The sequence below is a fragment of the Rhodoluna sp. genome (assembly GCF_044239955.1).
Classification (GTDB): Bacteria; Actinomycetota; Actinomycetes; order Actinomycetales; family Microbacteriaceae; genus Rhodoluna.
On sequence record NZ_JBIIAL010000008.1, the window covers coordinates 21872 to 35489 of the forward strand.

General features: G+C 48.6%; 16 protein-coding genes. 13 read left to right on the forward strand and 3 right to left on the reverse strand.

Annotation, left to right across the window (positions count from 1 at the left end):
* Positions 1–2: 2 nt before the first annotated feature.
* The 3 genes from serA (at position 3) to AC9UFE_RS04115 (ending at position 2422) form a co-directional block, all read left to right on the forward strand.
* Positions 3–1595, forward strand: a complete 1593-nt coding sequence (gene serA / locus AC9UFE_RS04105; protein ID WP_509545900.1) for a phosphoglycerate dehydrogenase — start codon at positions 3–5, stop codon at positions 1593–1595.
* A gap of 84 nt (positions 1596–1679) precedes the next feature.
* Positions 1680–2039: a type II toxin-antitoxin system Phd/YefM family antitoxin gene (locus AC9UFE_RS04110; RefSeq protein WP_509545902.1), complete on the forward strand. Its 360-nt coding sequence runs from the start codon at positions 1680–1682 to the stop codon at positions 2037–2039.
* Positions 2039–2422, forward strand: a complete 384-nt coding sequence (locus AC9UFE_RS04115) for a type II toxin-antitoxin system VapC family toxin (protein ID WP_509545904.1) — start codon at positions 2039–2041, stop codon at positions 2420–2422. Before AC9UFE_RS04110 ends, AC9UFE_RS04115 begins: the two co-directional genes overlap by 1 nt.
* Before the next feature lie 18 nt (positions 2423–2440).
* Here AC9UFE_RS04115 and AC9UFE_RS04120 read toward each other — a convergent pair whose 3' ends face one another.
* Positions 2441–4084: an FAD-dependent oxidoreductase gene (locus AC9UFE_RS04120; RefSeq protein WP_509545906.1), complete on the reverse strand. Its 1644-nt coding sequence runs from the start codon at positions 4082–4084 to the stop codon at positions 2441–2443.
* 43 nt (positions 4085–4127) lie between these two features.
* Positions 4128–4385, reverse strand: coding sequence for a metal-sensitive transcriptional regulator (locus AC9UFE_RS04125; protein WP_509545908.1), 258 nt, complete (start codon positions 4383–4385; stop codon positions 4128–4130).
* 71 nt (positions 4386–4456) lie between these two features.
* Between AC9UFE_RS04125 and AC9UFE_RS04130 the strand changes: the two genes are divergently transcribed.
* From AC9UFE_RS04130 to AC9UFE_RS04155, 6 genes are all read left to right on the forward strand, one after another.
* Positions 4457–4828, forward strand: coding sequence for a rhodanese-like domain-containing protein (locus AC9UFE_RS04130; RefSeq protein WP_509545910.1), 372 nt, complete (start codon positions 4457–4459; stop codon positions 4826–4828).
* A gap of 28 nt (positions 4829–4856) precedes the next feature.
* Positions 4857–5465: a class I SAM-dependent methyltransferase gene (locus tag AC9UFE_RS04135; protein ID WP_509545912.1), complete on the forward strand. Its 609-nt coding sequence runs from the start codon at positions 4857–4859 to the stop codon at positions 5463–5465.
* Positions 5466–5738: 273 nt separating this feature from the next.
* Positions 5739–6194, forward strand: a complete 456-nt coding sequence (locus AC9UFE_RS04140) for a hypothetical protein (RefSeq protein WP_509545914.1) — start codon at positions 5739–5741, stop codon at positions 6192–6194.
* Positions 6191–7492 (forward strand): hypothetical protein, encoded by a 1302-nt coding sequence (locus AC9UFE_RS04145; RefSeq protein WP_509545916.1) that lies wholly within the window; start codon positions 6191–6193, stop codon positions 7490–7492. The genes AC9UFE_RS04140 and AC9UFE_RS04145 overlap by 4 nt, the downstream gene beginning before the upstream one ends.
* 8 nt (positions 7493–7500) lie before the next feature.
* Positions 7501–8733 carry an OmpA family protein gene (locus tag AC9UFE_RS04150; protein WP_509545918.1) on the forward strand — a complete coding sequence of 411 codons (1233 nt, stop codon included), beginning with the start codon at positions 7501–7503 and terminating at the stop codon, positions 8731–8733.
* An 18-nt stretch (positions 8734–8751) separates the two neighbouring features.
* A complete protein-coding gene (locus AC9UFE_RS04155; RefSeq protein ID WP_509545920.1) occupies positions 8752–9576 on the forward strand; it encodes a S1C family serine protease in 825 nt (274 codons plus the stop codon).
* A gap of 108 nt (positions 9577–9684) precedes the next feature.
* Here AC9UFE_RS04155 and AC9UFE_RS04160 read toward each other — a convergent pair whose 3' ends face one another.
* Entirely contained in the window at positions 9685–10254 is a 570-nt protein-coding gene (locus AC9UFE_RS04160; RefSeq protein ID WP_509545922.1) for a hypothetical protein, read from the reverse strand.
* 152 nt (positions 10255–10406) lie between these two features.
* Between AC9UFE_RS04160 and AC9UFE_RS04165 the strand changes: the two genes are divergently transcribed.
* The 4 genes from AC9UFE_RS04165 (at position 10407) to AC9UFE_RS04180 (ending at position 13607) form a co-directional block, all read left to right on the forward strand.
* Complete coding sequence (locus tag AC9UFE_RS04165; protein ID WP_509545924.1) at positions 10407–10667, forward strand: helix-hairpin-helix domain-containing protein; 261 nt, start codon at positions 10407–10409, stop codon at positions 10665–10667.
* A gap of 65 nt (positions 10668–10732) precedes the next feature.
* A complete protein-coding gene (locus AC9UFE_RS04170) occupies positions 10733–11761 on the forward strand; it encodes a 3-isopropylmalate dehydrogenase (RefSeq protein WP_509545973.1) in 1029 nt (342 codons plus the stop codon).
* Positions 11762–11763: 2 nt separating this feature from the next.
* Complete coding sequence (locus AC9UFE_RS04175; protein ID WP_509545926.1) at positions 11764–12855, forward strand: branched-chain amino acid aminotransferase; 1092 nt, start codon at positions 11764–11766, stop codon at positions 12853–12855.
* Entirely contained in the window at positions 12852–13607 is a 756-nt protein-coding gene (locus AC9UFE_RS04180; protein WP_509545928.1) for a fumarylacetoacetate hydrolase family protein, read from the forward strand. The genes AC9UFE_RS04175 and AC9UFE_RS04180 overlap by 4 nt, the downstream gene beginning before the upstream one ends.
* Positions 13608–13618: the final 11 nt, after the last annotated feature.

Sequence of the window (13618 nt, forward strand, 5' to 3'; positions counted from 1 at the left end):
CATTGACTAAGCCAATAGTTCTTATCGCCGAAGAGCTTTCGCCTGCCACGGTATCGGCTTTGGGTCCTGATTTTGAGATCAAGAACATTGACGGCACTGATCGTGCCGTCTTGCTATCTGCTATCGCAACTGCTTCGGCTATTTTGGTTCGTTCTGCTACCCAGGTAGATGCTGAGGCAATCGGAGCGGCAAAGCAACTGAAGGTTATTGCAAGAGCTGGTGTTGGGCTAGACAACGTTGACATCAAGGCAGCTACCAGTGCTGGGGTGATGGTTGTTAATGCTCCTACTTCAAACGTGATTTCAGCTGCTGAGTTAGCCATCGGACACATTCTTTCTTTGGCTCGTCACATTCCAGATGCTAATGCTTCGCTAAAGCAAGACAAGTGGGAAAGAAACAAGTTCACCGGCGTTGAGCTATACGACAAGACAATAGGAATTGTTGGTCTTGGAAGAATTGGCTCACTTGTTGCAGAGCGCCTAGCTGGCTTTGGAGCAAGGCTTATTGGGTATGACCCTTATGTCACGCCAGCGAGAGCTGAGCAGATGGGAGTGAGCCTTGCAACCCTTGATGAGCTTATGCAGCAATCTGATTTCATTACGATACACATTCCTAAGACTCCAGAAACTACTGGGCTAATCAGTACTGCCCAATTTGCTATTGCCAAGAAAGAACTCAGAATTGTTAATTGCTCGCGCGGTGGAATCATCGATGAGGGCGCTTTACTTGAGGCGCTTTCCTCTGGCCGGATTGCTGGCGCCGGCCTAGATGTTTTCAACAACGAGCCCCCTAAGGGCTCGCCTTTGTTGTCTCTGCCAAATATTCTTGTCACCCCACACCTTGGAGCTTCAACTGATGAAGCTCAGGAAAAAGCAGGTATCTCGGTTGCTAAGTCGGTAAGGCTGGCCCTGGCTGGGGATCTAGTTCCAGATGCGGTCAATGTCGCAGGTGGCAACATTGACGACTCGGTAAAGCCTGGTATTGCTATGGCCGAAAAGTTAGGTCAGGTCTTGTTTGGTATGGCTGATGCTTCTTTGGTTTCTATTGAAGTTGAGGTTCGGGGCGAGATTGTCGTGCACGATGTCTCGGTTTTAAAGCTGGCTGCATTGAAGGGTATCTTCCAGAACGCTGTTACTGATCAGGTTAGCTATGTCAATGCGCCGCTACTTGCTGAAGCCCGTGGGGTTGATGTGAAGCTAACGACCGATCGGGTTTCGGAAGAGTATCGCAACATGACTACCATTCGTGCGGTGTTATCTGATGGCAATGTTATTTCGGTGTCTGGAACAGTAATTGGCCCAAAGCGCCACGAGAAGATCACCGGCATCAACGGTTACGAAGTTGAGCTGGCTTTTGCCGAGCACATGGTCCTAATGGTTTATACCGACCGCCCAGGTATTGTCGCGGTCTATGGAAAGGCCTTTGCCGACGCCAATGTCAACATTGCTGCCATGCAGATTGCAAGGCAGCAAAAGGGCGGCAAGGCCCTTTCGGTTATCACTGTTGACTCACCAATTGAACCTTCGGTACTTGAGAAGCTAAAGAAGGACATAGACGCTTCGACCATGAAGGCTATTACTATCTCTGTTGGCTAGATACCCAGAGTCTTGCTTGGAGACTTATCCACAACTTGCTTACGAATCTCAAACAGCTCATTACGTTTGAGCTAGCTTTTTCACATGAACAAAATTTCTAGCTATTCTGAAACACTTCCAGTCGACCTCTTGTCAGCTGCAATGGCGCCAAGTTATGCTAAAGCCATGACTAGGTCAGTGAACATTAGCGAAGCCAAAACTAATCTGTCCAAACTTGCCGATGACGTCGTATTAGGTGAAGAAATCATTGTTTTCAGATCAGGCAAGCCGACAATGAAACTGGCCCCACTCAGTTCGGAAGAGGTAACGGAATACACGACAAGAAGAGGTAATTGGATCCTCGGTAAGTACGCCGATGAATTCAAGGATTTTGACTGGGATGAGTGGGATCGGTTAGACGAAGAGATGCATAAGATTTGGCGCAAGTTTGGATACATGGACTAGTGCTGGTCATAGACACCAATGCATTGCTTGCGATTCTAACGCGACCCAAAATACTAGGTTCAAAAACCACCAAGCTTGTTGCCAGCACAGAGATCCTCTATTACTCTTCGATTTCAGTGTTTGAGATTGCTATCAAGAACATGCTGGGCAAGCTCAATCTTTCAATACCACTACTGAAGTTGCTAGATACTCCAAAGCTAAAGAGTGTGCCATTTAGTGTTAAAGAGGCCCTCGAAACCTACTCGCTCCAGAGTCTTTCAAGGCATGAACCGTTTGATCGCATGATTCTTGCAACCGTGAAAGCTAATGGAGCTAAGTTGATTACCTCGGACCGGAAAATGCTGGAGCTGGGCTTCGACTGGATTATCGACTCGCACAAGTGATCCCAGACGGACTTCTCCTTAGGTCGAAGCCCTAGCTCTGGAATCCATCCCAGCTCGCCATGTGGTGTATCCACCGGAGAGGTTCTTTGCCTTTATGCCATGCCCCTTTAGTAGCTGAACAGCGGTGTGTCCGCGCTGACCAACGGCGCAGTGCACCACGATGTCGTTGCCTTTGATTTCATCCAGGCGAGCACGTAGATCGTTTACAGGAATCAATAGCGAACCAGGAATAGCTCCGGCTTGGTTCTCGCTTCGGTCACGAACGTCAACCAACACTGTTCCAGAGGCCTGCAAGGCTTCAATTTCGTGCCACTGAACGTTTTCGGTCTTGCTGGTAAAGACGTTATCGCCAACGTAACCGGTTTGGTTGATGGCGTCTTTGGCTGAGCCAAAAGCTGGTGCGTAGGCAAGTTCTAGGTTCATTAGATCCTGCACGGTTAGCCCTGCATAGATAGCAGTTGCGATTACATCGATTCTCTTGTCGATGCCATCGAGCCCAACAGCTTGAGCCCCAAGTAATTTGCCGGAGGTTGGGTCAAATAGAACTTTGAGCGAGACTCTTTCAGCTCCTGGGTAGTAACCAGCGTGGGAGCTTGGGTGAAGGTGGATGATTTCGGCAGTGATACCCAACTTCTTAGCTAGGCCTTCGGTAAGACCTGTTAGCGAAACGGCCATTCCGAAGGCACCGATGATTCCTGTTCCGATGGCTTTTTTGACTTCAACTTTTTCGCCTGCAATAACGTCTGCTACAAGCCTTCCGTGACGGTTAGCTAGGTTGGCCAGCCATATCTGCTGACCCTTACCCGAAAACGCACTGGTTTTCTCAGCGGCATCGCCTATGGCGAAGATGTGCTCGTTGGAAGTTCTTTGGTGGTTATCAACCCAGATTCCAACTGATTCACCAATTGTTAGGCCTGCTTCAACCGCTAGGTGGTGATCTGGAACTACACCAGCAGCTGAAACAACCAGATCCGCTTCGATTTCTCTGCCATCGGAAAGAGTAATGGTTTGCTCGTTTATGGTTGCCGCTGTGACGCCAAGTGCTAGTTCGATGCCGTTTGCTACCAGGTGAGCCTGGAAGGGTTCGATGATCTCGGCATCGAACTGGGGGAGGATCGACTTACTCATCTCAACTACCGTGGTCTTGACCCCGCGGTGAATAAAGTTCTCGGCAAGTTCAATACCGATAAAGCCTGCTCCAAGGACAGCAGCTGATTTGATCTTGCCGGAGTCAACCAATGCCTTAATTCCTGCCGCGTCCTCTACGTCTCTGAGGACGTGGGTTCTTTCGATGCCTGGTGTGGGTAGGGCTCTGGGCTTTGCTCCGGTTGAAATAACTAGCTTGTCGTAAGACTCTTCGTAGCTTTGGTTATCGATCAGGTTCAATACCGTGACGGTCTTGTTGGCGGGATCAATCTTGGTGACTCTGGAGTTGACCCTGACATCTAGGTTGAAGCGGTCGTTTAGGCTCTTTGGGGTTTGTAGGAGCAACTCGGACTCATTTTTGATGATCTCACCCACGTGGTAGGGAAGACCGCAGTTGGCGTAGGAGACGTTCTTACCTTGCTCGAAGATGATAATTTCTGCATCTTCTTGCAATCTTCTTAGTCTTGTCGCAGCGGACATTCCGCCAGCTACACCACCGATGATTACTGTTTTCATTTGATTCCTTGGGTTAGTGGATTGCTATAAAGAGGTATGAGATTTAAGCCAAAGACATAAAGGCTTTTTCGAGCGTGGCTCGATCTTTGGTTCCTGCGGCATCATTGCCACACTGGGCCATGCCGGTGGCTATGATTGCAAAGCCTGCCTTGGTAAGAGCTGAGTTAGCAGCCGAGAGCTGGGTCAAGATGTCGGTGCAGTCTCTGCCCTCATCGAGCATCTTTACTACTCCTGCTATTTGGCCCTGAGCGCGAACGAGGCGGTCTCTGGCTTTTTTGAGATCTTGAGGCTCTATTTGCATTTTGACTCCTAAAGAGTTTGCGATTGTGTTGTTTTTAGTATACCCTAGGGGGTATAAGAAAGGACCACCAATTGAAGAAGTTTTACAAATTTATTGCTGCTAGCTTTATCGCAGCGTTCGCTGTTACTGGACTAGTTGGTTGCAGTGCTGAGGAGCCCATGGACATGAGCACATATGCAGCTGTTATCGACGTTCGCACACCTGAAGAAACATCAGCCGGTCACCTAAAAGGTGCGCTGCTATTTGATGTTCAAGATGCAGCCTTCATGGCCAACCTTGAGACTTTAGATAAGTCAGCAAACTACTACATCTACTGCCGAAGCGGTAACCGCTCAGGTGCAGCTATAGAGACCATGAAGGCCAATGGTTTCACAGGAGAACTTCGTAACGGTGGAGCATTAGGAAATGCTGCTGCTGAAACAGGGCTCGAGGTAGTCAAGTAGCAGGAAAAGGGCTTGGATCAAAAGCCAAATGGACAAAGCGTTCTGGGATCAGAAGTACGCGGATGAAGACTACGTCTACACAACTAAAGTCAATCGCTTTGTCAAACAATACCTAGCGCACCTCACCCCAGGCAAGATGATTGATCTTGCCGGGGGTGAAGGTCGCAACTCTGTCTTTTTTGCCGAGAAGGGCTGGCAGGCAGAAAACATTGATCTGTCTAGCGTTGGTTTAGCCAAGTGTGAAAGGCTTGCCGCCGAAAGAGGTGTTTCTGACCGGGTCTTCACAAACCAGGCTTCCGCTCTAGATTTCGAATCAAAACTAGCTCCAGTTGATCTTGGAGTAATTGCCTACATGCAAATCAATCACGAGCACCTAAAAGCTGGGATTGCCAGATTGGTTGACCGCATTGTCCCTGGCGGGATATTTTTTGGGGTTTGGCATGCACTCGAGAATCTCAAGGATGGCTTTGGGGGGCCTCAGAACCCTGATGTCTTGCCGAGCGTTGAGTCAATGAAAAATATTTTGGGGGAGCTTCCCCTAAGGGTGGAGTTCATCACCAACCAGGACGGGCAGGTCCAAACTAAGCAAGGAATCAAGCCCTCCATAACTCTCACTGCCCTAGCTAGAAGTCTCTAGATATCTGGACTGGGCCTTCGCTTAGCACTGGAAGCGTCAGGCACCATCAACCAAAATTTAGCCAAGTCAACGGTGATGTAGGATTCTAATCAGCTCGAATGCAGAAACATCAAGGGGGGCACTATTTCTGATTCAATAAAGTCGGTCACTGCCCCAATGACCGTGTCATTTCGGTTGTCGCTTAGATTGAGGCGGCAGGGACGATCAGACGCTAAGAGTAATAAAGGCATAAAAGACTTTACGAGAACGCACGCTCTTCTAGTAGCCCAAAACGTGGCAAGAGCTGGGCAAAGAAAAGTTAATCAATGGGTTATCGAAGCTATAGACCCCCTTCAAGCGGGCAATGCCAGAACAATCGTGAAGTTGGAATCCCTCAAGGAAATTCTCGCCGATCTAGCCAGCCAAGGTGACTCCAGTGGTAGAAAGCAAAAGTTACTTCTAAAGCAAATCAGATATTTGGAGAATCAACGTAGAAATTTTGCGGCTCAATATGAATCAAATCTCACTCGAGCTCAAACCTACCTACTGCAAGCCGAACAGGCACTTGAATCCTGGGTTCATTACTACGAACAAATGGCCAGTATCTACACGCGTGCTCGCGCAGCTAAAATGAAAGTTGATGTTTCGAGCGTCCAAGCGGAAGTACCTGAGCTGGAGTCCATTGATCTTGTGGAAATTCATAGCCTCGAATCACAAGTGACGAAAACCAAGATAGAGGCAAGGGCATGAACGCTATAAAGAACATCCTTAAGAAGAATTCCAGCAAGCGAACCCCCTCAAATATTCCAGAACTGCCCGATGGAGTAAACGACAACTGGTACCTTGCTTCTGCGTCTAAGGCTGCAGAGATGGACATCATCTCTGGTGCCTACGATGAGTTCTTGTTCTCCGAAGACGGTCTGGCACAGATGCCGTGGGAACGAGCGATTGAAGATCACCTTGCTCTTGTTGAAATGAGGCTTGTTGACAGAGGTCGACGGTCGGTTTTGGTTGAAAAGCTAAAACTACTAGATGCTGAATCAGCTGTCGTAAAGCATCTTCGACGAGAGGACTCTCTTAGCGCTGAACTACTCGACCGGGATGAAAAGCTTGCCAAGCAATCGGAAATACTAGAAGGGGAGAAAACTGGGAAATCCAATCTTTTTTGGCCAGGGGCAATACCGGTTCAGACATCTCTGCTGAATGGGTGGATGCGCATTTCTGCTCGTTATTTGGTTTTCATACTTGTAGCGGCTGTAGATATTGGACTTATATTTGCCGCTTTTAACGCAATCCTGGCCAACACTAACGAGTCTATTTTGCTAACAATTCCTGCCGTGGGAGTGCAGATCGCTTTCCCTCACTTTGTGGGAAATCGCATAGGGGTACTCCTAAGAAAACCGGCCAAAGTTCTCGTTTACTGGATCGAGATTGTAGTTATGTTTTCTATTTGGTTGACTTTTGCATTTTTTCTCACGTACCTAAGAGTGCTGTTCATAACCGACGGACAAGAAACAAACAAAGTCGTGCAAGATTCAAGAGAAGCTTTGTTCTTCAGCCTCTTATTCATGCTGCTTGGTTTGGGACTGTGGCTTATGGTGAACGAGATCAGGCACAACCCACATGAGACTAAATACGCTCGACTCCTGTTCTCCAAGCATCGGGTTCAGCGGGCACTTGAGAAAAACAGAATGAAGATTTCCAAGTCAAGCACACTCGTTCCAGCCTTAGAGGCCAGCCTTGAGGTGGCGGAGAAAAGCTTTGAAGACTCAGTGCAGGCAGCCCGTGCTGAGCTTGGAGAAGCGGCTAAAAGCGTATACCGACGTTCTCTCGTTAACCAATTAGGAGAGGTGGATTTCACTTCGGCCTACATTGGAAAAAACTCCAAACCCTCTCCGGGCAGAGAGGCCAGGAGGGCAAAGGCAGACGTAGCAGCTAAGGACAAGGAGTGGCGCAAAACGCCTCGTCAGCGTTCAGAAGATAAGGACGAAGTCAGCCAAACAAAAAAAATTGGCGCCACAAAAGCAGAACTGAAGAAATCGGAGTAATCATTAAAATGAAAATCAGACAGACACTTAAGCCAGTATCTATAGCTTTGATTTCTGCAGTCCTTCTCTCAGGCTGTAGCATTTTTCCTGAGGCAACGATCAACTGTGATCCTAGCCAGGCCGAAAACGACCCAACAATTAAAGTAGACGTTGTGGCGGTGCTTGCGCCATCGCAGAACTTCACGGACTTCCAAATTGCCTTGGACGTCGCCCAATCAGATTTGGCTAAAACCTTGGGCTGGGAGGGTTCGCGCCTTTCAACTGTCCTAGCAGACGGCGCTCCCGAAATAAAAAAATCAGTCTTGATAGAAAAGCGGGACAACCAGAATGATGGTGAAATTTTAGCCTCGCAGAACACTAATCAATTGACTTCCGTATATGAATGTGCGGTCCAGGATCCAGAATTGCAATATAGCGGCGGTTACACGATTACCCCCGAAACCGACTTCTTACAAGGTTTGACTGTTGCGGCCAGAGCTTTTGACGTTAAGGCGTCTGGTTCGGAAAAAATTGTCATTGTCGTCGGTAATGGCATCCAAAGTGTTGGGCAAATCAATTTCACCGAAGACGGAATACCAACTCTCGACGCAATCCCGGTAATAATCGAGGCTCTCAAGACTGGCGGTGTGTTACCAGACCTTCAAGGGGCGCGGGTTGACTGGGTAGGGCTTGGGCAAACAGATGGTGTTGCCCAAGAGAAGTTGAATCAACAATCTCAGGACTCCCTGGTGGCATTCTGGGAAGCGTTGATAGTTGCCAGCAATGGACGAATAGGGACTTTTCAGCTTGAGGTGGCTTCTGGAACACCACGAGAAGGCTCTATTCCTGTGACTCAAATAACTGCACTTCCTGATGCTTGCATCCAGATGACTCTAACTTCTGAAAGTGGCTTCAATTTCAAACCAGATACTGCGATTTTCATTGATCTAAATCAAGCTCAAGAAGCTGCCGAGAAGATCGCCGACGAGCTAGCCGAAAAGCCTGATTGCACAGGCGGGATAACCGTTGTCGGGTACACAGCATCCGGTGTGAGTAGGGATATGTTCAAAGTCGGAGACAACTTGGTTTTAAGTAAACAAAGAGCTGATGCGTTTGCGGAGTTATTGGTGCAGGCTGGGGTAACAGTCGAAATCGAATCAATCGGTGGAGACAAAGGTCCCGAAATTGACTGGGATGAGGATGGAAATTTTGTCGAAGAGCTTGGCAAAAAGAACAGAATTGTAGTTATCACTCAGCAGTGATGCTGAGTAGGGAGTGTTATGAATAAGAGAAGGTTGCTTCGCAAAAGGCAGGACTCAAACGCAATTTGGGGAGATCTGTCTGCACTTGAAGCGGAGGATACTAACCGGTGGTTTCGGAGATCCCTTTCGAGATGGGTTTTTCTACTCACCTCAATTTTCATGACTTCGCTTGCTGCCGTTTTGGGATATTTCCTTTATGTCACTATTGAGGCGCAGCCGAACACGCCTGAAGTAACCGCCATGGTCCAAGAATCGACCGTATTGGTTTATTGCAAATCAAGTCAAGGAACTGGAGTTGCGATTGATATTGCTAGGCCAGACGGGATAAAGTCGACAATCATTAGCGCAGCTCACATTTTCGATGACTGTGAGGAGAACTCGATTGTTGTCGTTGAGTACGAAGGCCGTGAACTGAATGGGGTGCTAGTAGCAAAAGAGCCAGACGTTTGGGATCCTAAAGCAGATCCCGGCAACACCACTGACCTGGCCCGAATTGACCTTCGATACTATATCCCACCGCTACAGCCTGCTCCCAAGGCAAACATGGGGGATTGGGCAATTATTGTTGGAAATCCACTAGACAGAACTAATTATGCGACTCTAGGTATTATCTCGGCCGTGAATGACAGGTATTACGAAACCGATGCTGCAGCGAACGAGGGAAACTCTGGAGGCCCCATGGTAGACAGCAAAGGTCGAGTGCTTGGGATCGTATCCTCCTATTGGCTAAAAGAGGGTGTCGATGGGGGTCTTGTCGCGGCTGATGGGATGGTCCAAGTGATGAGATTGTCACAAGCCTGCGGCACCTTATTCCCCTCAGCAGCTTGCCCATTCACGGATTGATCTAAGCCCGTCACTCGAGACACTGAAATTAGTGTGACGCATAAATCTTCTCTGAAGATCTCTTCCAAGAGTTGGTCGGCCACGGATTACTGCTGACCCACAGGCCAACTACTCCAAAGTTGCGACTATTGAACGCAAGTTGTCAACTTGCGACTGCACCCCATAGAGAAGATTGATCATTTCGGATGTGGTTATGTCTCCAGATGTAAAGTCAGCTGACCCATCGGAAGATAACTCAATCGCAGCATCAAGCGCAGCTAGTCCATCGGCCCACTGCTCAGCGACCGCAGTTGGGGCGTCTAAGGCGTTTAATTGACCATAGTTGAATGCGAACTCGACAATGTTTCCAAGCAGGCGAATCGTTTGATCATTCTCAGCTCTGCCAATCGCATCATTGATATCTTTGTCCAAGTCAATGAATTGACCATTTGAACTGTAGATGAAGTAGGAAATGTTATACGCAGAGTCTGGATCTGTCGAGGCCTCCGGGCTCGGCTCCGACGATTCGGATTCCGATTCCGTCGGCGTTGTTGTTGGTGTTTTGGTCTCCTGCTGGCTAGTCGAGGGGGATTCGCTATCACTTCCACTATTAAGTGCAGTGGCCAAGATCGAAAATGCAACGAAAGCCACAAATACGATGAACCAGGTTCGCTGGTAGAGCGGCTTATCTGTAGCCATTGTTCCCCCAAATACTTAGAAATTGATACTTGGAGAATACAGGTCCGAGCCCAAATTGACGGGGACAAGATAGGTCAGACCCCGTAAGGATTCCAGTCTTCAATCACCCCCATTCCCCTAGCTGTGAGGCGCTAGCTATCTAAACTGGCCATATGGCAAAACCTGGCAAGAGCGCTCCCTTAAAACCAAACCCCGAAGACCCCGCGAGCTACGAAGCCTTTGATGGGGAGTGGCGAAAGATTGGTCTTTCTGGTCCCGCGAGACGGGCTTTGGTTGATGCCAAGTTGTATAAGGTCTCGGATCTTCGAAAAATTTCGCTCGAGAAGCTAACTTCTTTGCACGGCATGGGGAAATCTGCAGTTTCGAGACTAAAGGTCCTTATGAAGGCTAAGAAGCTAACCTTTCTTCCCTAGCCAAAAACTCGCCCGCTGCCCCGGGGCTCAAAACAAGTAAAGTTGTTCTATTGAGCGGAGAACAATTGGCTAAATCAGTAAAGCTTGGGGTTATTCCTGGCGATGGCATCGGTCCAGAGGTCATTCGCCACGCCGTGGCTGCGTTAGAGCAGGCTGCCCCCAGACTCAATTTCGAAAAAACTGAGTTTAACTTTGGCGCTAGAAGGTATCTGGCTACCGGAACTGTAATCACTGACGCCGAGATGGAATCCCTTGCTACCCAAGATGTATTGCTTCTTGGAGCTATCGGAGATCCGAATGTTCCCTCCGGAATCTTGGAGCGAGGACTACTTCTAAAGCTGCGCTTTGGTTTTGATCATTACGTGAACCTGCGTCCAACAAAGTTATGCCCAGGTGTTTCTTCCAAGCTTGCAAATCCTGGAGATGTTGACTTTGTTGTAGTTCGCGAAGGCACCGAAGGCCCGTATGTCGGTAACGGTGGATCGATTCGCCAAGGAACCCCCGACGAGGTGGCCAATGAGGTTTCAGTAAACACCGCTTACGGTGTTGAGCGGGTAGTTCGATACGCCTTCAAGCTCGCAGCTTCCAGAGCCAGAAAAAAGCTAACTCTTGTCCACAAGCACAACGTGCTTGTTCACTCGGGTGCGCTGTATCAGCGGATCGTCAACGAAGTAGCCAAAGAGTATCCAGGTGTGGATCACGACTATTTACATGTCGATGCAGCAACCATTTTTATGGTCACCGAACCTTCCAGGTTCGATGTAATTGTGACCGATAACCTTTTCGGCGACATTTTGACTGACCTGGCTGCTGCTATCAGCGGCGGTATTGGCTTGGCTGCCAGTGGCAACTTGAACCCAAGCGGGGCTTTCCCTTCCATGTTTGAACCAGTTCATGGTTCTGCTCCTGACATTGCAGGAAAAGCCATGGCTGATCCAACCGCTGCTATCGCATCGGCTGCGATGCTTCTTCGTCACATCGATGAAGAAGATGCGGCCAACAAGCTTGAGTCTGCAATTGCTACGCATTTGGCTAAGGCAGCAACAGGATTATCTACCGAGCAAATAGCTAGAAGCATCTTCGAGGGTTTGTAGACATGAGCCTAAAGTTTGAGCAGATCAAAAACCCTAACCCGGTTTCTAAAGCTGATCGTGATGCGATTATTGCTAACCCAACTTTTGGTACTCACTTCACCGATCACCAAGTTGTAGTGGTTTGGGAAAAAGACAAGGGTTGGCACTCAGCACGCGTGGAGCCATATGGCCCAATCCTGATGGATCCATCTAGTGCTGTTTTGCACTACGGCCAGGAAATCTTTGAAGGCATTAAGGCATATCGTCACGACGATGGATCGATCTGGACCTTTAGACCAGAAGAGAATGCTGCCAGAATGCAGCGCTCCGCGAAGCGCATGGCTCTTCCTGAATTGCCAACCGAAGTATTCATCGAATCTTTGCGTCAATTGATTGCCGTCGATGGCGATTGGGTGCCAGCACCGGAGAATGAAAAGACACTTTATTTTCGCCCTTTCGAGATTGCCGCCGAAAACTTCCTAGGAGTCCGCGCAGCACACCGCGCCGAGTATCGAGTTATTGCTTCTCCGGTAGGGCCATATTTCACCGGAGGAGTCAAGCCAGTTTCGATTTGGATAGCTCTTGATTCGGCTCGTGCTGGAAAGTATGGAACCGGTGAAGCAAAAACCGGTGGTAACTACGCGGCTTCTTTGATGGCACAAAACGAGGGTTACGAAAATGGCTGTTCACAAGTTTTGTTCCTTGATGCTGAATCAGGTACATACATCGAAGAACTCGGTGGCATGAACCTATTTTTCGTATTTGCTGATGGAAAGGTGATTACTCCAGGTCTTGATGGAACCATTCTTCGTGGAATTACCAGAAACTCGATTATCACTTTGCTCAAGGACCGCGGTCACGAGGTTCAAGAACGAAAGATTACGCTGGACGAGATCCGTGAGGGGGTCAACTCTGGCGCCATAACAGAGATCTTTGCTTGTGGAACTGCAGCTGTTATTACCCCAATTGGCTTACTAAAGTCCAAAAATGAGGAAATAGGTAGCGCTGATAGTAAGCCAGGGGAGCTAACTGTTTCCCTTCGAGAGCAACTAACCGGCATTCAATACGGGCGAGTCGAAGACAAGCACGGTTGGATGTATAGACTCTCAGAGTGAAGGTAGCAAGATTTAGTAACGGTGCCGAACCAAGATTTGGCATCGTTGACGGACCAGAACTTGTAGTTCTAAAAGGCCACCCTTTGGTTGCCGGCTACCAAACCACCGGTGAGCGGATACCTCTTAAAGAGCTAAAGCTTCTAGCCCCAACAATCCCCTCCAAGATCGTTTGCATTGGTAAGAACTTTGCCGACCATGCCGCCGAGATCGGCGAAGAGGTAACGCTAGAACCGCTTATATTCTTTAAGCCCTCGAGTTCGATTATTGGTCATGGCGATGCCATTGTTATTCCACCCCAGAGCAAGCAAGTTGAGCTCGAAGCTGAACTATGCCTAGTTATTGGCAAACTTGCCAAAAACGTAAACGAGGACAATGCCTTGGAATATCTCTGGGGAGTCACAATCGCTAACGATGTGACCGCAAGGGATCTCCAGTTTGGCGATGGCCAGTGGGCTAGATCCAAAGGCTTCGATTCTTTCTGCCCGCTGGGTCCATGGGTTGAAACTGAGTTTGTGCCAGATGGCCAGATCATTGAGTCCAGAATCAATGGTGAAGTAAGACAAAACGTAGCTATTTCTGAGATGGTTCATAAGATTCCCGCCATCATTTCCTACGTTTCCAGAAACATGTCGTTGCTACCAGGGGACATCATCTTGACCGGTTCTCCTGCTGGAATCAGCGTTATAAACGCTGGGGATATGATCGAGTGTGAAATTGAGGGAATTGGCATCCTCTCTAACCCTGTTGCCTAGACTTATTACAT

Coding starts and splice junctions, on each gene's coding strand:
- AC9UFE_RS04110 (WP_509545902.1), top strand. CDS start 1,680: ATGAACAAAATTTCTAGCTATTCTGAAACACTTCCAGTCGACCTCTTG.
- AC9UFE_RS04120 (WP_509545906.1), bottom strand. CDS start 4,084: ATGAAAACAGTAATCATCGGTGGTGTAGCTGGCGGAATGTCCGCTGCG.
- AC9UFE_RS04125 (WP_509545908.1), bottom strand. CDS start 4,385: ATGCAAATAGAGCCTCAAGATCTCAAAAAAGCCAGAGACCGCCTCGTT.
- AC9UFE_RS04135 (WP_509545912.1), top strand. CDS start 4,857: ATGGACAAAGCGTTCTGGGATCAGAAGTACGCGGATGAAGACTACGTC.
- AC9UFE_RS04145 (WP_509545916.1), top strand. CDS start 6,191: ATGAACGCTATAAAGAACATCCTTAAGAAGAATTCCAGCAAGCGAACC.
- AC9UFE_RS04150 (WP_509545918.1), top strand. CDS start 7,501: ATGAAAATCAGACAGACACTTAAGCCAGTATCTATAGCTTTGATTTCT.
- AC9UFE_RS04155 (WP_509545920.1), top strand. CDS start 8,752: ATGAATAAGAGAAGGTTGCTTCGCAAAAGGCAGGACTCAAACGCAATT.
- AC9UFE_RS04160 (WP_509545922.1), bottom strand. CDS start 10,254: ATGGCTACAGATAAGCCGCTCTACCAGCGAACCTGGTTCATCGTATTT.
- AC9UFE_RS04165 (WP_509545924.1), top strand. CDS start 10,407: ATGGCAAAACCTGGCAAGAGCGCTCCCTTAAAACCAAACCCCGAAGAC.
- AC9UFE_RS04175 (WP_509545926.1), top strand. CDS start 11,764: ATGAGCCTAAAGTTTGAGCAGATCAAAAACCCTAACCCGGTTTCTAAA.